At 69.7% G+C, this 18,068-nt stretch carries 19 protein-coding genes and 1 riboswitch; of the genes, 10 read left to right on the top strand and 9 right to left on the bottom strand.

Annotated features, from left to right (window positions below):
* Window positions 1-2 precede the first annotated feature (2 nt).
* Window positions 3-848 carry a PHP domain-containing protein gene (locus P9849_RS11510; protein ID WP_278266923.1) on the top strand — a complete coding sequence of 282 codons (846 nt, stop codon included), beginning with the start codon at window positions 3-5 and terminating at the stop codon, window positions 846-848.
* A 4-nt stretch (window positions 849-852) separates the two neighbouring features.
* Here the strand turns inward: P9849_RS11510 and P9849_RS11505 are convergent, their stop codons facing one another.
* Window positions 853-1,479: a TetR/AcrR family transcriptional regulator gene (locus P9849_RS11505; RefSeq protein ID WP_278266922.1), complete on the bottom strand. Its 627-nt coding sequence runs from the start codon at window positions 1,477-1,479 to the stop codon at window positions 853-855.
* Between the two features lie 36 nt (window positions 1,480-1,515).
* Between P9849_RS11505 and P9849_RS11500 the strand changes: the two genes are divergently transcribed.
* Window positions 1,516-2,346, top strand: coding sequence for an alpha/beta hydrolase (locus P9849_RS11500; RefSeq protein ID WP_278266921.1), 831 nt, complete (start codon window positions 1,516-1,518; stop codon window positions 2,344-2,346).
* Window positions 2,347-2,461: 115 nt separating this feature from the next.
* On the opposite strand, the gene P9849_RS11495 is transcribed toward P9849_RS11500, so the two are convergent.
* From P9849_RS11495 to P9849_RS11485, 3 genes are all read right to left on the bottom strand, one after another.
* Window positions 2,462-3,337, bottom strand: a complete 876-nt coding sequence (locus P9849_RS11495) for a DNA methyltransferase (protein ID WP_278266920.1) — start codon at window positions 3,335-3,337, stop codon at window positions 2,462-2,464.
* Between the two features lie 8 nt (window positions 3,338-3,345).
* Window positions 3,346-5,004: a DEAD/DEAH box helicase gene (locus tag P9849_RS11490; protein WP_278266919.1), complete on the bottom strand. Its 1,659-nt coding sequence runs from the start codon at window positions 5,002-5,004 to the stop codon at window positions 3,346-3,348.
* A 265-nt stretch (window positions 5,005-5,269) separates the two neighbouring features.
* Window positions 5,270-6,757 (bottom strand): RNB domain-containing ribonuclease, encoded by a 1,488-nt coding sequence (locus P9849_RS11485; protein WP_278266918.1) that lies wholly within the window; start codon window positions 6,755-6,757, stop codon window positions 5,270-5,272.
* Window positions 6,758-6,888: 131 nt separating this feature from the next.
* Between P9849_RS11485 and P9849_RS11480 the strand changes: the two genes are divergently transcribed.
* The 3 genes from P9849_RS11480 (at window position 6,889) to P9849_RS11470 (ending at window position 9,460) form a co-directional block, all read left to right on the top strand.
* On the top strand, window positions 6,889-7,833 hold the full coding sequence (locus P9849_RS11480) for a DUF805 domain-containing protein (protein ID WP_278266917.1): 945 nt from the start codon (window positions 6,889-6,891) through the stop codon (window positions 7,831-7,833).
* Window positions 7,834-7,965: 132 nt separating this feature from the next.
* On the top strand, window positions 7,966-8,676 hold the full coding sequence (locus P9849_RS11475; protein ID WP_278266916.1) for a DUF805 domain-containing protein: 711 nt from the start codon (window positions 7,966-7,968) through the stop codon (window positions 8,674-8,676).
* A 106-nt stretch (window positions 8,677-8,782) separates the two neighbouring features.
* Window positions 8,783-9,460, top strand: a complete 678-nt coding sequence (locus P9849_RS11470) for a DUF805 domain-containing protein (protein ID WP_278266915.1) — start codon at window positions 8,783-8,785, stop codon at window positions 9,458-9,460.
* Between the two features lie 74 nt (window positions 9,461-9,534).
* Here P9849_RS11470 and thiE read toward each other — a convergent pair whose 3' ends face one another.
* Window positions 9,535-10,197, bottom strand: coding sequence for a thiamine phosphate synthase (gene thiE, locus P9849_RS11465; protein ID WP_278266914.1), 663 nt, complete (start codon window positions 10,195-10,197; stop codon window positions 9,535-9,537).
* Window positions 10,198-10,224: 27 nt separating this feature from the next.
* Window positions 10,225-10,341: riboswitch (TPP riboswitch) on the top strand.
* On the opposite strand from thiE, the gene thiO reads away from it, so the two are divergent.
* The 3 genes from thiO (at window position 10,337) to P9849_RS11450 (ending at window position 12,568) form a co-directional block, all read left to right on the top strand.
* On the top strand, window positions 10,337-11,536 hold the full coding sequence (gene thiO / locus P9849_RS11460) for a glycine oxidase ThiO (RefSeq protein ID WP_278266913.1): 1,200 nt from the start codon (window positions 10,337-10,339) through the stop codon (window positions 11,534-11,536). It overlaps the preceding riboswitch by 5 nt.
* Window positions 11,533-11,769 (top strand): sulfur carrier protein ThiS, encoded by a 237-nt coding sequence (gene thiS / locus P9849_RS11455; RefSeq protein ID WP_278266912.1) that lies wholly within the window; start codon window positions 11,533-11,535, stop codon window positions 11,767-11,769. Before thiO ends, thiS begins: the two co-directional genes overlap by 4 nt.
* Window position 11,770: 1 nt before the next feature.
* On the top strand, window positions 11,771-12,568 hold the full coding sequence (locus P9849_RS11450; RefSeq protein WP_278266911.1) for a thiazole synthase: 798 nt from the start codon (window positions 11,771-11,773) through the stop codon (window positions 12,566-12,568).
* 200 nt (window positions 12,569-12,768) lie between these two features.
* Here the strand turns inward: P9849_RS11450 and P9849_RS11445 are convergent, their stop codons facing one another.
* From P9849_RS11445 to P9849_RS11435, 3 genes are all read right to left on the bottom strand, one after another.
* Window positions 12,769-13,071, bottom strand: coding sequence for a hypothetical protein (locus P9849_RS11445; RefSeq protein WP_278266910.1), 303 nt, complete (start codon window positions 13,069-13,071; stop codon window positions 12,769-12,771).
* Between the two features lie 6 nt (window positions 13,072-13,077).
* Complete coding sequence (locus tag P9849_RS11440; protein ID WP_066211181.1) at window positions 13,078-13,302, bottom strand: DUF3107 domain-containing protein; 225 nt, start codon at window positions 13,300-13,302, stop codon at window positions 13,078-13,080.
* Between the two features lie 155 nt (window positions 13,303-13,457).
* The gene (locus tag P9849_RS11435; RefSeq protein WP_244907321.1) at window positions 13,458-14,075 is read right to left on the bottom strand and encodes a TetR/AcrR family transcriptional regulator; all 618 of its coding nucleotides are present in this window, start codon (window positions 14,073-14,075) and stop codon (window positions 13,458-13,460) included.
* Between the two features lie 110 nt (window positions 14,076-14,185).
* Between P9849_RS11435 and moeB the strand changes: the two genes are divergently transcribed.
* Complete coding sequence (gene moeB, locus P9849_RS11430; RefSeq protein ID WP_278266909.1) at window positions 14,186-15,391, top strand: molybdopterin-synthase adenylyltransferase MoeB; 1,206 nt, start codon at window positions 14,186-14,188, stop codon at window positions 15,389-15,391.
* A 48-nt stretch (window positions 15,392-15,439) separates the two neighbouring features.
* On the opposite strand, the gene P9849_RS11425 is transcribed toward moeB, so the two are convergent.
* Entirely contained in the window at window positions 15,440-16,843 is a 1,404-nt protein-coding gene (locus tag P9849_RS11425) for a glutamyl-tRNA reductase (protein WP_278266908.1), read from the bottom strand.
* A 146-nt stretch (window positions 16,844-16,989) separates the two neighbouring features.
* Between P9849_RS11425 and hemE the strand changes: the two genes are divergently transcribed.
* Window positions 16,990-18,066, top strand: a complete 1,077-nt coding sequence (gene hemE / locus P9849_RS11420; protein WP_278266907.1) for a uroporphyrinogen decarboxylase — start codon at window positions 16,990-16,992, stop codon at window positions 18,064-18,066.
* Window positions 18,067-18,068: the final 2 nt, after the last annotated feature.

Here is an 18,068-nt window from a genome sequence, read left to right as displayed (position 1 = left end):
GCGTGAGGATCGACCTGCATGCACACTCGAACATCTCGGACGGCACTCAGCCGCCCGCCGACCTCGTGGCCTCCGCCGCTCAGGCCGGGCTCGACGTCGTCGCGCTGACGGACCATGACACCACCGACGGGTGGGCTGAGGCCGCCGAGGCGGCGAAGGCTCTGGGCGTCGCCCTGGTGCCGGGCATGGAGATCAGCTGCCGCACCTCCGAGGGCATCAGCGTCCATCTGCTGTCCTATCTGCACGATCCCACGCACCCCGGCCTGCTGGAGGAGATCTCGAAGGCCCGCGACGCGCGGCTCAGCCGGGCCGAACACATGGTCGCGCTGCTCGCGGAGGACTACCCGCTCAACTGGGACGACGTCACCCAGCACCTGGCGCCGGGCGCCACCGTGGGCCGCCCGCACATCGCGGACGCCCTCGTGGCCGCAGGGATCGCGAGTGACCGGACCGAGGCCTTCGCCACGATCCTGACGTCCCATTCGCGGTACTACGTGCAGCATTACGCCGTGGAGCCGGCGCTCGCCGTCGAGCTCGTCAGGGACGCCGGCGGCGTTCCCGTGTTCGCCCATCCGGTCGCCAGTGCGCGCGGCCGCGTGGTGGGGGAGCGGACCTTCCACGAGATGATCGACGCCGGCCTCGGCGGCCTGGAGGTCTGGCACCGGGACAACCCGCGCGAAGGCCGCGAATACCTGCTGGGGCTCGCCGCGAAGCACGACCTGATCGTCACCGGTTCCAGCGACTACCACGGCAAGGGCAAGCCCAATCTGCTGGGCGAGAACCTCACGTCACCGGAGCAGCTCGCACGGATCGAGGAGCAGGGCCGTGGCAGCGTGATCCGGGGGTAGGACCTCAGGCTTGAGAGGATGTGGCGAGTGTCTGCCGGGCGATCAGCCGGAGGGTGAGACGAGCCGTGTCCAGGAGTTCATCCCGTCCTGCCCCGAGATTCGATTGTGCGGACAGTCCGTGCCACACCGACTGGATGAAGGACGTCAGTGTCTCCGGTGAGACGCCGGGGCGCAGCTCGCCGTCGGAGGCCGCCTGGCGAAGCCGCGTGAGCAGGGCCTCCGCGTTGGAGGCCTGCAGGTCCGCGATATAGGCGCGGGCGTCGAGGGTGCTCGTGCTGTCGGCCAGGGCGGCACTGCTGATGAGGCAGCCGGGATGAACCTCGCTGCTCTGGGTGAACTCGCCCACCGAATCGACGAGCACTCGCTCGATGACCGCCAGAACGTCCGGTTCGGCGACGGCCTGTTGGTAGATCTCGCGGTAACGCTCGGCGTAGGTCCGCACGGTCTCCTCGAAGAGGCCAGCCTTGCTCCCGAAGGCGGCGTAGAGGCTCGACGTCGAGATCCCCAGCTCCGTGGTCAGCGTACGGGTTGACGTCCCGGAGTAGCCGTGGCGCCAGAAGAGGCGAGCGGCACCCAGGATGGCGCGATCGCGGCTGAACGTCGAGGGGCGGCCTCGAGTGGTGGAAGACACCCTGGAATTATAGATCGTTTGCTCCATAATTGATTTATGGAGCAAACGATTCAAAAAACAGTGAAGCGTGACGACGGTAGCTGGGTGACGGTGGATGTGTACGGTGACCCCGCCGCGCCCGGCCTCATGATGGTGCCGGGCGTGATGAGCGACGCCCGGTCCTGGGGAGCCGTGGCGCGGGCGATCACGGCCTGGCCTTCGGTCGCCGTGCTGAACCGCCGGGGCAGGACGCCGTCTGGCCCGCTCACCGCGGACTACTCCCTGGATACCGAAGTAGGCGATCTGCTCGAGGTGCTGAACGTCCTCGGTCCTGTGACGACCGTGTTCGGCTGGAGCTACGGTGGCCTGATCGCTCTGCTCGCCGCCGGCCGGCATCCGATGGAGCAGGTGATCGCCTACGAGCCCGTCGAACGGCCCTTCGCCGCGGAGGTTCTTCCGGCACTGCGGGCGGCGGAGCAGGCGCACGATTGGGATCGGAGTGTGGAGATCGTCAACCGCGATATCTCAGGTTTCACGGCTGACTACGTCACGGGGCTGCGGGCGGATCCCGCCGTCTGGGAGGAACTCCGGCGCTTCAGCGTGCCGCTGTCCGCCGAACTGATGGCGCTGAACGCGGTGGCGCCGCCGAAGACCCTGGCGCCGGAAGCCGACCGGGTGGATCTCATCGTCGGCGAGCGCAACCGCCACCGTGAGCCCTATGGGGTGGCGTTCGACGCCATCGCAGCCCGGGTTTCCGGCGCGGGGATTCACGAACTCGCCGGAGTGGGCCACCTCGCGCATCTGGAGGACCCCGTCGGGCTGGGACGTCTCCTCGACGCCCTCGCCCGGATCGAGGACCAGGGCCGTGGCAGCGTGATCCGGGGCTGACGGGTCCGGTTACGCCGGTCTCGGCGCCCCTCTCGACGCAGTGCGCCGCAATGGGGGCGCGCCATGCCGACAAGGGCGCAACCGCCACCGAGGGCACACGGCCGGGAAGGCGCCCTCAGTCCAGCGTATGCACCGTGGCGGAGTCCGCGAGGCGGGTCGCCATGACGGACACGGCTGACGGGTTCTCGTCCACACAGACGAAGCGGCGGCCGGTCTTCGCGGCCACCGCCCCGAGGGTTCCGGAACCCGCGAAGAAGTCCAGGCACCAGTCGCCGGGGCGTGTGGAGGCCATGACCATGCGGCGCAGCAGCCCTTCCGGCTTCTGCGTCGGGTAGCCCGTCTTCTCCTTGCCCGTGGGGGAGACGATGGTGTGCCACCAGACGTCCGTGGGCAGCTTCCCGCGCTGGCGCTTCTCCTCGGTCACGAGACCAGGGGCCATGTACGGTTCGCGGTCTACCTCGGCCGCGTCGAAGTGATACGTCTCCGGGTCTTTGACGTAGACCAGGATGTTGTCGTGCTTGGCGGGCCAGCGGCGACGGGCGCGGGCGCCGTAGTCGTAGGCCCAGATGATCTCGTTCAGGAAACACTCCCGCCCGAAGATCGCGTCGAGCATCACCTTGGCGTAATGCACCTCGCGGTAGTCCAGGTGCAGGTACAGCGTCCCGTCCGGGGCCAGGAGACGCCACGCCTCCCGCAGTCGGGGCTCCAGGAACGCCCAGTAGTCCTCGAAGGCGTCGTCGTAGCGGTGCAGGTCCCCCCGCAGTGTCTGGTACGACCGTCCCTGGAAGCCGATCCGGTCACCTTCGCCTTCCGCGCTGCGGACCATGGTGGTCTGCTGGCGGCGCTGGGTGCGACCCGTGTTGAACGGGGGATCGATGTAGATGAGCGTGAACGAGTCATCCGGCAGGGCCGGCAGGAACCCGGCGTTGTCCGCTTGGACCACCAGGTTCCCGCCGTCCGGCTGCCAGAGCTGTTCAGCGGTCCGGGCCATGGATCCCGTCAGGATTCCTGGGCGGGGGCGCCGGCCTCGCGGGCCACGACCTCGCCGTTGCGGCGGCGGGTGCGGTTGCGCGGGCGGCGGCGACGGGAGTCGTCGTCGCTCTTCTTCTCGGCGGCAGGCGCTTCGGTGGTCTCCGCGGCAGGCTGACGCGTCCGACGACGGCGGCCCTCGCCGTCCCCGGAAGCCCCCTCGCTGCGCCGGCCATCGGAGCGGCGCTCGCCGCTGCGCTGACGGTCGCCTCGGGAGGAGGACGACGGGCGCTTGGTCACGCGCTTTCCGGTCTCGCCCAGATCTTCGAGGACCTCGGCATCCACGCCGGCCAGGACGCGCTTGTCCCGGGGCAGACGTCCCTTGGTGCCCTCCGGGATGTCCAGATCGGTGTAGAGGTGCGCGGAGGACGAGTAGGTCTCCACGGGCTCGGCGAAGTCCAGCCCCAGAGCCTTGTTGATGAGGGCCCAGCGGGGCATGTCCTCCCAGTCCACGAAGGTCACGGCGGTGCCCTTGTTGCCGGCACGGCCCGTGCGGCCCACGCGGTGGAGGTAGATCTTCTCGTCCTCGACGCACTGGTAGTTGATGACGTGGGTGACATCGTCGACGTCGATGCCGCGGGCTGCGACGTCGGTGGCCACCAGGACGTCCACCTTGTTGTTGCGGAAGGCCCGCAGGGCCTGCTCGCGGGCGCCCTGGCCCAGGTCGCCGTGCAGGGCGGCCGCGGCGAACCCGCGGTCCACGAGCTCCTCCGCCACCTTCGCGGCGGTGCGCTTGGTCTTGGTGAAGATGACGGTGCGGCCGCGGCCCCGGGCCTGCAAGATGCGGGAGACGACCTCGATCTTGTCGAGAGCGTGGGCGCGGTACACCAGCTGGCGGATGTCCCGCTTGGTGAGGCCCTCGTCGTCCGGGTCGGCCGCGCGGATGTGGGTGGGGCGCGTCATGTACCGGCGGGCCATGGCGATGACCGGGCCGGGCATGGTGGCGGAGAAGAGCATGGTCTGGCGCGTGCCGGCCGGGGTGGCGGCCATCAGCGTCTCGACGTCCGGCAGGAAGCCGAGGTCCAGCATCTCGTCGGCCTCGTCCAGGATGACGATCTTGATGTTGGAGAGGTTCAGGTGGCGCTGCTTGTACAGGTCGATCAGGCGGCCCGGCGTGCCGACCACCAGGTCGACGCCGTTCTGCAGCGCTTCGATCTGCGGCTCGTAGGCACGGCCGCCGTAGATGGTGGCGATGCGGACCTGGTGCAGCCGGCTGGCGGTGGCGAGGTCGTTCGCGACCTGCACCGCGAGCTCGCGGGTCGGGACGATCACGAGGGCCTGCGGAGCACCCGGGACCTGCAGCTTCGAGTACTTCGGGTCATCGCTGGTCACGATGCGCTCCAGCGCCGGGACGCCGAAGCCGAGGGTCTTGCCCGTGCCGGTCTTCGCCTGGCCGATGATGTCGTGCCCGCCGAGCGCGACGGGGAGCGTCAGCGCCTGGATGGGGAACGGGTGGACGATGCCGGCCTGGGCCAGGGAATCGACGATCTCGGCGCGGACGCCGAAGTCCGCGAAGGTCTTCTGGACCTCGGCGTGCGGTTCCGCCGTGGTGGTGATGGTCTCTTCCGGCTCGACACTCTCGGTGCCGCTGGTGTCGACCAGGACTTCATGACTGTGGGTTTCGCTCACGCGTGCCTCCTTGGCATTGCTCCGCCAGCGCCGGGACGGGCGTCTGCCAACCTTGGCGACGGCACCGGTCGTTCCAGGAAAGAACCCGGAGAAGGCGGAGTACGGGTGGAAGCCGATCGCGGTCTGCGTGGGCCGCACTGGCGGCCATCAGGGGTGCCGGGCCCGTGAAGAACGGGCGGGGCGGGGGAAATCAATGGTCAATCAACGACCGGGCATCCATGACTACCCCTTCATTCTAGGGGATGGAGGGCTGATTCCCCGGATTTCACCCCTCGGCTGCGGCCGGTGAGGTCTCTTCGACCAGGCTGAAAGTGACGGAGCGGCCCTTGATGTCCGCGGCGTCCAGCCGGACCTTGACCCGGGTCCCGGGTTCCATGACCCCGGTGCAGCGTGCCGAGACCGCCGGGTCGAGCAGCTGGACCGTGGCGACCGGCGCGGTGGCGTTCTTCCCATTGCCGGTGGAGATGACCACGGCGTCGAAGACCTCTCCCAGGCGCGGCAGCATCAGCGCGGCCTCGACCGTGTCGATCGCGGCGCGGTCCAGGCGGGACGAGCGCTGCTCGGCGGCTTTCATGAGGTCCGGCACCTGAGCCAGGCTGTCTCGGGCCCAGGCCGGGACTTCGGTGCCCTGGCTCAGCGCTTCGCAGACCACGAGCACCCAGCGGTCGACCAGACGGCGCAGCGGCGCGGTCGCGTGGGAGTAGGGCGCGGCGATGGCGGCCTGGATGGTGTCCTGGGGGACCTCGCCGTCGAAGGCCAGATAGCCCGCGCCGCGGAAGAGGGCGGCCGCCGCATGGATGATCGCGAGGTCCTTCGGCTGAGCGGGATCCAGTGTCCTCAGGTATTCGCCGTAACTCATGCCGCCCGGGCCGTGGGCGCTCCACGGTTTGCCGAGGGCGGCGGTCTGGCGTTCGAAGGTCTCGAGGGAGCGCGCGTCGGGAGAGGGCATGGTCCTCAGGATGCCCACCGAGCCGCGCACCATCAGGTCCGCGGCCGCCATGCCCGTCATCAGCGAGATCTGGGCGTTCCAGTCCTCCACGGGGAGGGGGACCTCTGTGAGGAGGCGGTAGGCGCCGGTCTCCGGGTCCTGCTCCACCACCTGGGCGGGGAGTTTCAGGGACGCGCCGCCCCGGAGGCGTTCCAGCTCGATCCGCTTGAGCCCCACCTCCCGGAGGAGCTGCAGGCACTCGCTGGCGGTGCCGCCGTCGATGGCCTCCTGCACGCCCTGGTAGCTCAGCTTGGCGCGCGAGCGGACGCGGGCCCGGCGGACCGTGGCGTTCACGACGGCGGCGGTGGAGTCGAGCGTGAACTCCCAGAGGAAGGCGGACCGGTCGACGTCGGGCAGCAGACTGCCGGCATCCTCGGAGATCGCTTCCGGGTGGAGCGGGATCCGTCCGTCGGGGGCGTACAGGGTCAGCCCGCGACGACGGCACTCGGCGTCCAGCGCCCCGCCCGGCGCGACGAACGAGGGCACGTCCGCGATCGCGTAGTAGACGGTGTAGCCGTCCTCGTGACGCTCGATGAAGAGGGCCTGGTCCAGATCCGTGGACGACGCCGGGTCGATCGTCACGAACTCGACGTCGGTCCGGCCCCAGTCCGGAAGCGCGTGGGCGCGGATGGCGCGCTCGGTCTCCTCGAGGACCTCGGGCGGGAAGGCCTGGGGGACTTCGAGTTCTTCGCGGAGTGCCGTGAGCGCCTCCGCGAGACCGTCCTGAACTCCTGGGGCGCCACTGGGGATCCATGTGTTCGTCACGCTCACAGGCTAGCCCCCGGGCGGACTCCCGGCTTCTCCGACATCCCGCCGAGCCCTGCTTCTGGCATACTGACAGCAAAATCATCACCGCGTGTCACGGCCGTCAAGGCCAGTCAGGAGCAGGGCCAGCCATGACGAATCAGCCCGAGTCCCAGCAGCCGCAGCCTCAGCAGCCGCCGGTTCCCCCGCAGCGCCCCCAGAATGCGCCGACCCAGCAGGGCCAGGGGCAGCCGCAGGGCCAGCCGCAGCAGTATGGCCAGCAGCCGGGACATCAGCCGCAGTACGGCCAGCAGCAGTACGGCCAGGGCGGGCAGCAGCCCCAGCAGTACAGCCAGCAGCCCGGAAACCAGCAGCAGTACAACCAGCAGCAGTACAACCAGCAGCCTTACGGCCAGGGCCAGCCCACGCAGCAACAGGGTTACCCGCAGCAGGGCCACTACCAGCAGTACGGCCAGCAGCAGAGCGGCCAGTACCAGCAGCAGAGCCAGTATCAGCAGGCCGGCCAGGCCGCGCCGCAGCAGTACGGTCAGCCGGGTGGATCGTATGGCCAGCAGGCGTACGGTCAGCAGCAGTTCGTCTATGGTGGCCAGTCCGCCGCAGTGCCGGGCCCCCTGGACCCGGGTGCCAGCCTCGGCTTCATGGCCGCCATCAAGACGGTGTTCCGGAAGTACGCCACGTTCACCGGCAGGGCGGGCCGTCCGGAATTCTGGTGGTGGTTCGTGTTCGTGGCCGTGATCGGCGTCGTCCTCAGCACCCTTGCCGTGATCTTCTTCAGCACTGGCCTGTCGCAGGCGGTCGCCGACGGTGATTACACGGAGATCCCCGGCACCGGTCAGGCACAGGTCAACTCGAACGCCTCGATGATCATCGGCTTCGTGCTCTGGGGTATCGCCGGCCTGTTCTCGCTGGCGGTCCTCGTGCCGACCCTCGCCGTCGGGGCCCGGCGTCTCCACGACGCCAACTTCAGCGGCTGGTTCCTGCTCCTCTACCTGGTCCCTATCGGCAACCTGGTGCTCCTGTTCCTGTGGGCTCAGGCTCCCAAACCCGAAGGCGCGCGCTTCGACGCGAGCTTCTGACGCCGTCGTCGACGGCCAATCTGGAGCCGAAAGGCCGCCACGGAGCATCTCCGTGGCGGCCTTTCCTTTCCCTGGGGCGTTCCGTGGGCGAGACTGGCGGGAGAACAGGACACCACCAGGGAAAGCGTGAACATGAGCCAGCCTCCGAACCACCCCGGCGACACCCCTTCCGCGAGCGGCGCGCAGCCGCCGCAGCCCGGCACCCAGCCGGTCCAGCCCGGCACGGGCGCACCGGTCCCGCCGGAGACCGCGCCCGGGTATTCACAGCAGTACCCGCAGCAGCACCCCCAGGCCTACCCGCAGCAACACCCGCAGGGCGGTCCCGCCTGGCAGGCTCCCGCGTGGCCGGCGCCCGGATGGGGTCAGCCCGTCCCGTTCGTGCCGCGCCCTCGCGTCGGGTTCGTGGACGCCATCAAGTCCGGCTTCCGAAACTACGCCACCTTCAACGGCCGTGCGGTCAACTCCGAGTTCTGGTGGTGGTTCGTCTTCGAGTACCTGGTGCTCGGGATCCTCGGCTATGTGGCGTACTTCTTCCTGTTCGCCGGCATCATGACGTCGCTGGGCGGGGCGCTGTCGACGTCGTCCCGGCGCGGTTACCGCAGTCCGGAGACCGACTTCATCTGGAGCGCTCCGCTGGTGGCCGGGATCGTGCTGGGCATCCTCTTCGTCATCGTGGCGCTGGCGCTGCTGATCCCCGGGCTCGCTCTGCGGGTCCGCCGTCTGCACGACGCCGGATACAGCGGCTGGTTCGTCCTGCTGAGCCTCGTGCCGTTCGGTTCGGTGGTCGTGCTGGCGCTCCTGGCCATGGAAAGCAGCCCCGAAGGCATGAAGTACGGATATTGAGCCTGCTCAATGGGGAGTTTTCCCCATTGAGCGAAGGCTGGATGTGGTGGAGACTGTACGGTGAAGAAGCATCAAGCGCACCCATGAACAGGGAAAGAACAGGACCATGACGCAACAACCCGATTGGCAGAACAACAACGGCGGCCAGCCGCAGCAGCCGTCCTACGGCCAGCAGCCTCCTCAGGCACCCCAGTACGGGGCCCCTCAGGCGCCGCAGGCTCCTCAGTACGGCCAGCAGCAGCCGTACGGCCAGCAGGGCTACCAGCAGCAGCCCGCCAGCCCGTACGGCCAGCCCGCTTACAGCGGCGGCCTCTACCCGCCGTACGTCCCGCGCCCGAGCGTCGGATTCTCGCAGGCCATCAAGATGGGCTTCGCCAACTACGCGAACTTCAAGGGCCGCGCCAGCCGGAGCGAGTTCTGGTGGTGGTACCTCTTCCAGGCACTGGTGGCGGGTATCCCGATCGCCATCGGCTACGGTCTGTTGATTGGTGGGATCGTCTCTCAGTCGGCGTACTCGGACTCCTCGACCGGTTACACGTCCTCTTCGGACGTCACCTTCACCGGGGCGATGGTGTTCGGCACCATCCTCCTGATCCTGGGTGGCCTCATCGGACTGGCCCTTCTGGTGCCGTTCATCGCCGTCGCGTGGCGCCGTCTGCATGACGCAGGCTTCCCCGGCCCGATGTATTTCCTGGGCCTCATCCCGTACGTGGGTGGCATCATCCTCATCGTGCTGTGTGCCATGCCCAGCAAGCCCGAGGGCATGAAGTACGAAGTCCAGTAGCTCCGGCTGCGACGACCACGGCCCCGGCGCCTTCGCGAGAAGGCGGCCGGGGCCGTGGCTGTTTAAGAGAAGTGTCAGGCGTCGGGGAGCTCCGCGAGCAGGCGGCGTGCGGCGTCCGCAGGGTCCGCGGCCTCGGTGACGGCGCGGACCACCACCACACGACGGGCCCCGGCCTCGACCACCTGGGCCACGTTGCCGTGATCGATGCCGCCGATGGCGAACCACGGGACGGAGGTCCCGGTCGAGTCCGCGTACCGGACCAGATCGAGACCCACCCCGGCGCGGCCGGGCTTGGTCGGAGTGGCCCAGAGCGGCCCCACGCAGAAGTAGTCGGTCTCACCGCGAGCCGCGGCAGCGAGGGCGGCGTCCACCTGCTCCGGCGCGTGGCTCGAGAGGCCGAGCAGGACGTCGTCGTTCAGCAGGGAACGTGCGGCAGGCAGCGGCAGGTCCTTCTGGCCCACGTGCAGCACCGGGCTGCCGGAGAGGCGCGCGATGTCGGCGCGGTCGTTCACGGCCCAGAGCTTCCCGTGGCGTTCGGCAGCCTCGCGGAGCACTGCGAGGAGCTCCAGTTCCTCGGCCGCTTCGATCTTCTTGTCCCGCAGCTGGATGATGTCCACCCCACCGGAGTACGCGGCGTCCACGAAGTCCGCGAAGTCCCCTCGTTCCGCCCGCGAATCCGTGCAGACGTACAGTCGTGCGGCGGCGAGGGAAGGTGTCGCAATTGCTCGATTACCCATGGGCTTCAGCCTAGTTCCTCTAGACTGGTGCGGTACTGCGGGAGCCGGAGCGGATGGTCACATTCGCCGGCTGAGAGGGCTTGAGCGCCGACCGCCACACCTGATCCGGTTAGCACCGGCGTAGGGAAGGACGAGGAGCATGGAACAGGAGCCGGTGGACGTCGCCGTGATCGGCGCGGGCATCGTAGGCCTGGGGATCGCCTGGACGCTGCTGTGCTCCGGCCGCCGCGTGACCTTGATCGACCCGGCCCCCGCACAGGGCGCGACCTTCGCCGCCGCCGGCATGCTGGCCCCGGTGAGCGAGTACCACTATCAGGAAGAAGCTCTCCTGGCGCTGACCCTGGAATCGGCGGCGCTCTGGGAGGATTTCGCCGCCCCGTTCGGGCCCCTCAACGGCCACCAGACGACGCCGACCCTCGTGGTGGGCTTCGACGCGGCCGACCGTGCCGCGCTCGCCGACCTGCAGGCGGCGCAGCAGGCACACGGCCTGGAGGTGCAGACGGTGTCGCTGCGCGAGGCGCGCCGGATGGAGCCCCTGCTCTCGCCGCAGCTCTCCGGCGCGTTCCTCACTCCGGGTGATCATCAGGTGGATCCGCGGGTCCTGCACGCCGTGATGCTGGAGGCCTTCCGCCGCGACGGCGGGACGGTGCTGACCGAGCGGGCGGATGGGCTGCACTGGACGGCGGACGACGACGGCGGCTCCTCCACGGACCGGGTGGCGGGAGTCCTGCTCGCCTCGGGCCGCGTCGTGGCCGCCGAAGAGGTCATCGTGGCGAACGGCCTGGCGTCCCCTGAGCTGAGTGGGCTGCCCGAGGGGCTGGACCTGCCGATCCGCCCGGTGTACGGGGACATCCTGCGACTGCGGATCCCGGAACGCCTGCGGCCCTTCCTTTCCGCGACGGTGCGCGGCTCGGTCCGCGGAATCCCCGTCTACCTGGTGCCCCGTGAGGACGGCACGGTGGTCATCGGAGCGACCCAGCGCGAGGACGGGCAGGCCGGAGTGTCCGCGGGCGGCGTGCATCAGCTCCTGCGGGACGCTCAGCAGCTGGTCCCCGCAGTGGCGGAGCTCGAACTCGAAGAGATCACGGCACGGGCGCGGCCCGGGACACCGGACAACGCGCCCCTGCTCGGCAGGGTCGCCGCCGCACACGGAGGCGAGGTGGCCGGACTGGTCATCGCCACCGGATTCTTCCGCCACGGCGTCCTGCTGACACCCGTGGCGGCCCGGGCGGTCCTGGACCTGCTCGACGGACATGACGACGGGCGCTGGGCGGCCTTCCGGCCCGACCGGTTCAGCCCGGGACTTCTGAACGAACACACAGTGGAGGCGCACGCATGAACATCACGGTGAACGGCGAACGGCGCGCCGTGGGGGAGGACGCCACGGTAGCGGTCCTGGTCTCCCAGGTGACCGGACGCGAGATCCTGGCGGACGGAAGGGCAGCGGACGGCCGCCGCGTCGGGATGGCCGTGGCCCGGAACGCCACCGTGATCCCGCGGAGCCTGTGGTCCGGGACCGTGCTGGAAGACGGCGACGAACTGGAACTCGTGACCGCGGTGCAGGGAGGCTGACATGACGGAGATGCTGCAGGACCAGGGGCTCGATCCCTTGGTGGTCGATGGAGTGGAGCTGGGGTCCCGGCTCATCATGGGCACGGGAGGGGCGCCGAGCCTGGACGGTCTGGGCGCCGCGCTCGTCGCCTCCGGGACGGAACTCACCACCGTGGCGATGCGGCGGTACAGTCCGGCGCAGAGCGGCTCCTTGTTCCAGCTGCTCGTGGACCAGGGGATCCGCGTTCTGCCGAACACGGCCGGGTGCTTCACGGCGCGCGACGCCGTGCTGACCGCGGAACTGGCGCGCGAGGCCCTGGAGACGGACTGGGTGAAGCTCGAGGTCATCGCCGACGAGCACACGCTGCTGCCGGACGCCGTGGAACTGGTGGACGCCACCGAGCAGTTGGTCTCCCGCGGCTTCAAGGTCTTCGCCTACACGAACGACGACCCGGTCCTGGCGCTGCGCCTCGAGCAGCTCGGCGCCGCCGCCGTGATGCCGCTGGGCGCCCCGATCGGCACGGGGCTGGGCATCCTCAATCCGCACAACATCGAAGTGATCGTCTCGCGGGCCTCTGTTCCCGTGGTGCTCGACGCCGGCATCGGCACGGCGTCCGACGCGGCGCTCGCCATGGAACTGGGCTGTGATGCGGTGCTCCTGGCCACGGCCGTCACCCGTGCGCAGGATCCGGTCCGCATGGCGACCGCCTTCCGGCACGCCGTGACGGCGGGCCGCCTGGCCCGCCTCGCCGGCCGTATCCCGCGCCGCGAGCACGCACTGGCCTCCTCCAGCATGGAGGGCCGGGCCGAGTTCCTCTGAGCCACGGGGGTCCTCCGGGACGTTCCTCTGACGCCCAGAGGGCAGGGTGGAAGATTCCGGGGCGGGGGCTCCGGCGCGGATCGCGGCGCGCGGCGAGACCCGAGCGAGAGGCGACAACGACTGAGGGGCGCCTCCCGGACCTGAACGGTACGGGAGGCGCCCCTCGGCGTCGCGCCTGAAAGACGTCCGGCCTGAAGGAATCAGACCTTCAGGATTTCCGTCAGCGCCTTGGCGTCCTCGGCGGATCGGCGGGAGCTGAGGATCCAGGACACGGAGAACGACGCCGCGATGCCCAGGACCAGCGGTCCGATCCACGGCAGCCAGGTCCAGCCGGGCAGGTAGCCCAGTCCGAACGCGATGAAGATGATCCAGCTGAGTGCGGTGACCAGGACGCCCGCCCCGGCCGGGAGTGCGGCGCCCAGCGTGGCGCGCTGCCGGTTGACGGCCCAGGCGAGCGCGCCGACGGCCGCCACGAGCAGGACCGGGATGATCAAGGACAGCATGTCTGCCTACAGAGCGCCGAAACCGACGCGGCGCTGCTCTTCCGGGCCCATCTCGACGTAGCCGAGGACCGCTGCGGGGATGATCACGCGGCGGCCCTTGTCATCGGTCAGGGAGAGCTGTCCGCCGGAGGCGAGGGCCTCGGAGACGGCGGTGGCGATGGCCTCCGCTTCCTCGGAGGACTCGAACACGACTTCGCGAGCGACGTTCTGGATGCCGATCTTTACTTCCACAATTGCCTCCTGGCAGTTTCGTGCGGGCCACGGACGAACACGGCGCACCGCAGGCTTCAACAGCTGTTCCAAGCCTAATATGGCGGGCCGGGGGAGAAGGCCTGTTCGGGCACGCTGGGAGCGAACACGGGGTCGGGCGGAGCGGAGGCGCGCGCTCAGCTCTCCTTCGGGAAGCGGCTGATGCCGCGCCAGGCGAGGCGGTAGATGAGGTCGCTGGCGACGTCGAGGTCGAGCTTCCCGTCCGTCTCGAGCCAGTACCGCGCACTGACCTGGGCCATGCCGGCCAGGCCGCGTCCGAGGAGCTGCGCTTCCAGGAGGGGGAGTTTCGTGTCTTCGGCGATCACCCGGGCGACCGCGTCCGCGAAGGTCCGGTTGAACGTCTCCAGACGGTCGCTGACCTCCTCGTCATTGGTCAGTCCGGATTCGAAGACCAGACGGTGCGCCTGATCGTCGCCGGCCATGAACTCGAAGTAGGCCCGCATGACGGCCTGGACGCGGAGCTTGTTGTCCGTGGTGGAATCGATGGCCGTCAGGAGCATGTCCGTCAGCACCGCCAGATGGCTTTCCAGGAGTGCGAGGAAGAGTTCCCGTTTGGAGGGGAAGTGCTGGTAGAGGACCGGCTTGCTGACCCGGGCCGTCTCGGCGATCTCGTCCATCGCGGCACCGTGATAGCCGTTCGCGACGAACACCTCCTGGGCCGCCTGGAGCAGCTGTGCCCGCCGTTCGTCCCGGGGAAGACGCGCGGTACGAGCGCCCGGCCGTGCTTCGCTCACCGTCACATTCCATCCTTTACTTCCAGCGCCATCCCTGTGCGTCCGGCGTGAAGGCCAGTTTACCCATAGGTAATATGACGCGTGTGAGGCGGTGGGCATACATTGAAGACATGTCCTCCCTGACTTCCCGCACCGCTTTGCCGCCCCTGGTCGAACCCGCGGCGGATCTGACCCGCGAAGAGCTCGAGCGCTATTCGCGCCACGTGATCATCCCGGAGATCGGCTCCGAGGGCCAGCGCCGGCTGAAGAACGCGCGCGTCCTGGTGATCGGCGCCGGTGGGCTGGGCTCGCCTGCGCTGCTCTACCTCGCGGCGGCGGGCGTGGGCACCCTGGGCGTGGTGGACGACGACGTCGTGGAGCTGAGCAATCTCCAGCGGCAGGTGATGCACACGGTCGATCGTGTGGGGCTGCCGAAGACCGAATCGGCCGCGCTGGCCATCGCCGAGCTGAACCCGTTGGTGACCGTGGTCCAGCACCGCGTCCGCCTGGACTCCTCCAACGCCGTCGAGCTCTTCCGGCAGTACGACCTGATCCTGGACGGCGCCGACAACTTCGAGACCCGCTACCTCGTCAACGACGCCGCGGCGATCGCGGGCAAGCCGTACGTGTGGGGCTCGATCTTCCGGTTCGACGGGCAGGTGAGCGTGTTCTGGGAGCAGCACGGCCCCACCTACCGGGATCTGTACCCCGAAGCCCCGCCGGCCGGCAGCGTCCCGAGCTGCGGCGAAGGCGGCGTGTTCGGCATGCTGTGCGCCGCGGTGGGCTCCCTCATGGTGAGCGAGGCCATCAAGCTGGTGACGGGCGTGGGCCGGTCCCTGCTGGGCCGTGTCGCGCTGTTCGATGCCCTGGGCGGGTCCTGGCGGGAGATCACCGTGCTCAAGGATCCTGAGGCGCAGCCCATCACCGAGCTGAGCGACTACGCCGCGTTCTGCGGCATCGCACCCGCGGAGGAGGCGTCGTCGGAGGCCGGCGGTGAGGACGACGGAGTGATCGACGCGCGGCGCCTGGCTTCGATGCTGGAGCAGCGCGACGCCGGGACACGGGACTTCCTGCTGGTGGACGTGCGGGAGACGGGGGAGCGGGACATCGTGGCGATCCCGGGCTCCGTCCTCATCCCGCAGGGCCGGATCCTGGCAGGCGACGCGTGGAACGAGCTGCCGCGGGACACCGAGATCGTGTTCCACTGCAAGGCGGGCAGCCGCTCCGCGAACGTGCTGGCCGCCGCGCGCCGCGAGGGCTACACGAAGGTCAGCCACCTCGACGGCGGCGTGCTGGCATGGGTGCGGGACGTGGAGCCGGGCAAGCCGGTCTACTGAGGGTTCGGGCCTGAGCGTCCGGATGTCCGGGTTCCAGGCCCGGAGGCCTCAGGCGCTGAGGTCCTGCTGAGTCTGAACCTGCTGAGTGTGATCCTGCGCGGCGCCGCCGTGCGACGGGGCTTCATGCGCAGGGCAACCGGCCTCCGACGCGGCAGGCTGCGGCTCGGCGACGTCGATGCCGTAGAGCGCCTCGATGGCGTTCACGTACTGCTCCTGCAAACCGGCGGCGGCGAGTTCGCGGCCGCGGACCATGGGGGTGTGCAGGAGCTGCTTGACCATGCGGCGCAGCGCGAACTCCACCTCCTCGGCGGCGGCGGTGCAGCCGTGCCTGGCCCGCACGCGCTCCATCTCGGAGTCGAGCACGGACATGGTGTGGCGGCGCAGCGCCACGATGGCGGAGTCCACGCTGCGGGAGCGCCGCTCCGCTTCGAATTCATGCGCGGCGGAATCCACGATCCGGGTGGCCTCGGCCAGGGATTCGGCGGCTTCCTCGGGCGCGGCGAGCCGCACGGATTCCAGCGTGAGGAGTTCCACGCCGTCGAGCTCATCCACGGCGGGGTCGAAGTCGCGGCTGAGCGCCAGATCGATCACGATCAAGGGCCTGGGCTCCGGGCCGCGGACCTCGGCGAGCTCCTCGGCGGACACCCGGCGGTCCGAACCGCTGCAGCCGATCAGGACGTCGGCTTCGGCGATCGCGGCGGACAGATTGTCCGCGTCGAGCGCGGTGCCGCCACGGGCCGCCACGAATTCGCCCGCCCGGCCGGAGCCGGAGAAGACGCTGACCCGGGTGCAGCCGCGTTCGCGGAGCAGGGCCATGGTGGCTCCGGCGTAGGCGCCGGTGCCGAAGAGGACCACGCGGGTGTTCTCCCAGTCGCGGTCCACGGACAGCTCGGTGGCCAGTTCGAGAGCCACGGAGACGATCGAGAGGCCGCGGCTGCCCAGGGCGGTGCGGGTGCCGACCTCCTTCGCCGTGCGGCTGGCTGCCTGGAACAGGCGCACCAGGCCGGGGCTCGCGGTGCCGGAATCCTGGGCGGTGATGAGGGCGCGGCGCACCTGGCCCGCGATCTCGCGTTCGCCGACGACGGCGGAGTCGAGTCCCGCGCCGACCGAGAAGAGGTGGCGGGCCACTTCGGGGCCACGGCGGAGTGTCAGGGCCTGGGAGACGGTGTCCACGTCCAGGCCGCTCTGGGTGGTGATGTTCTTGAGAAGTTCGTCACGGGCCGCTTCCAGGCCGCGTTCGGTGGCGGCTTCGGCGTAGATCTCGAAGCGGTTGCAGGTCGCCAGGACCACGGAGCCGTTCAGCGCGAGGTCCTCGGCGGCGTCACCGGAGCGGCCCGGCAGCGGCGGCGACATGGCGCTCCGCGAGGCGACGGCGGAAGCGCCCTTGCTCAGCCGAGCAACGGTTTCGAGGTTCAGATCGGCGTGGGTCGCCGTGAGGGAAAAGAGCACCACAGTGGCACCATCTTATGCTCTTCGCACCTTTGTAGAAAAACCGGCCGCGAATCCGCGGATCCCAGCAATGGCGCGGAAATCACTGACACAGTGTCAGTGACGAAGTGTCGTCAAGTGGGAGCCCCGAAGGTAGGCACAATCAAGATATGCCTTCCATGCTCCAGGCCCTCCCGGCTGCCCACCCTCTGGTCACCGGCGCCACGTCGGATTCCCCGCTGATCACCGCGTACCGCGGAGGCAAGCCCACCCGTCGGCCCGTGTGGTTCATGCGCCAGGCCGGCCGCTCGCTGCCCGAATACCGCGAGGTCCGCCAGGGGATCTCCATGCTGGACTCCTGCCTCAAGCCCGAGCTCGCCGCGGAGATCACGCTGCAGCCCGTGCGCCGCCACGACGTCGACGCCGGCATCTTCTTCTCCGACATCGTGATCCCCCTCAAGCTCGCGGGCGTCGGCGTGGACATCGTCCCCGGTGTCGGCCCGGTCCTGGAGAACCCGGTGCGGACGGCTGCGGACGTCGCCGCCCTGCCGAAACTCACCTGGGAGGCCCTCGAGCCCATCCGGCAGGCCGTCCGGCTCACCGTCGAGGAGCTGGGCAGCACCCCGCTGATCGGTTTCGCAGGCGCCCCGTTCACCCTGGCCGCCTACATGGTGGAAGGCCGCCCGTCGCGCGACCACCTCGGCCCGCGGACGATGATGCACGCCGACCCCGAGACCTGGGAGGCCCTGGCCGCCTGGGCCGCCGACGCCTCGGGCCTCTTCCTTCAGGCGCAGCTCGAAGCCGGCGCCTCCGCCGCCCAGCTGTTCGACTCCTGGGCCGGTTCCCTCGGCCTGGCCGACTACGAGCGCTACGTCGCCCCCGCCTCCGCCCGGGCGCTGGACGCCGTCCGCGGCCTCGGCGCCCCGCTGATCCACTTCGGCACCGGCACCTCCGAACTGCTGCCCGCCATGCATCGGGTCGGCGTGGACGTCATGGGTGTCGACTACCGTCTGCCCCTCGACGAGGCCAACCGTCGCCTCGGTGGCGCGGTCCCGCTGCAGGGCAATATCGACCCCGCCTTGCTGCCCGCTCCGTGGGAAGTCCTGGAGGCCCATGTCCGCAAGGTCATCGCGGCGGGCGCCTCCGCCCCGGGCCACGTGGTCAACCTCGGTCACGGGGTGCCCCCGGAGACGGATCCTGACGTGCTCACCCGTGTGGTCGAGCTCATCCACTCGATCGGGTACTGAGC

The organism is Arthrobacter sp. Y-9 (assembly GCF_029690065.1).
GTDB lineage: Bacteria > Actinomycetota > Actinomycetes > Actinomycetales > Micrococcaceae > Arthrobacter_E.
This window is presented reverse-complemented; position numbering and strand designations above follow the sequence as displayed.

What these genes read in the sequence shown, in the direction of transcription:
- P9849_RS11500 (WP_278266921.1), top strand. Translation starts at nt 1,516, where the DNA reads ATGGAGCAAACGATTCAAAAAACAGTGAAGCGTGACGACGGTAGCTGG.
- P9849_RS11495 (WP_278266920.1), bottom strand. Translation starts at nt 3,337, where the DNA reads ATGGCCCGGACCGCTGAACAGCTCTGGCAGCCGGACGGCGGGAACCTG.
- P9849_RS11480 (WP_278266917.1), top strand. Translation starts at nt 6,889, where the DNA reads ATGACGAATCAGCCCGAGTCCCAGCAGCCGCAGCCTCAGCAGCCGCCG.
- P9849_RS11475 (WP_278266916.1), top strand. Translation starts at nt 7,966, where the DNA reads ATGAGCCAGCCTCCGAACCACCCCGGCGACACCCCTTCCGCGAGCGGC.
- P9849_RS11470 (WP_278266915.1), top strand. Translation starts at nt 8,783, where the DNA reads ATGACGCAACAACCCGATTGGCAGAACAACAACGGCGGCCAGCCGCAG.
- thiE (WP_278266914.1), bottom strand. Translation starts at nt 10,197, where the DNA reads ATGGGTAATCGAGCAATTGCGACACCTTCCCTCGCCGCCGCACGACTG.
- thiO (WP_278266913.1), top strand. Translation starts at nt 10,337, where the DNA reads ATGGAACAGGAGCCGGTGGACGTCGCCGTGATCGGCGCGGGCATCGTA.
- thiS (WP_278266912.1), top strand. Translation starts at nt 11,533, where the DNA reads ATGAACATCACGGTGAACGGCGAACGGCGCGCCGTGGGGGAGGACGCC.
- P9849_RS11450 (WP_278266911.1), top strand. Translation starts at nt 11,771, where the DNA reads ATGACGGAGATGCTGCAGGACCAGGGGCTCGATCCCTTGGTGGTCGAT.
- P9849_RS11445 (WP_278266910.1), bottom strand. Translation starts at nt 13,071, where the DNA reads ATGCTGTCCTTGATCATCCCGGTCCTGCTCGTGGCGGCCGTCGGCGCG.
- moeB (WP_278266909.1), top strand. Translation starts at nt 14,186, where the DNA reads ATGTCCTCCCTGACTTCCCGCACCGCTTTGCCGCCCCTGGTCGAACCC.
- hemE (WP_278266907.1), top strand. Translation starts at nt 16,990, where the DNA reads ATGCCTTCCATGCTCCAGGCCCTCCCGGCTGCCCACCCTCTGGTCACC.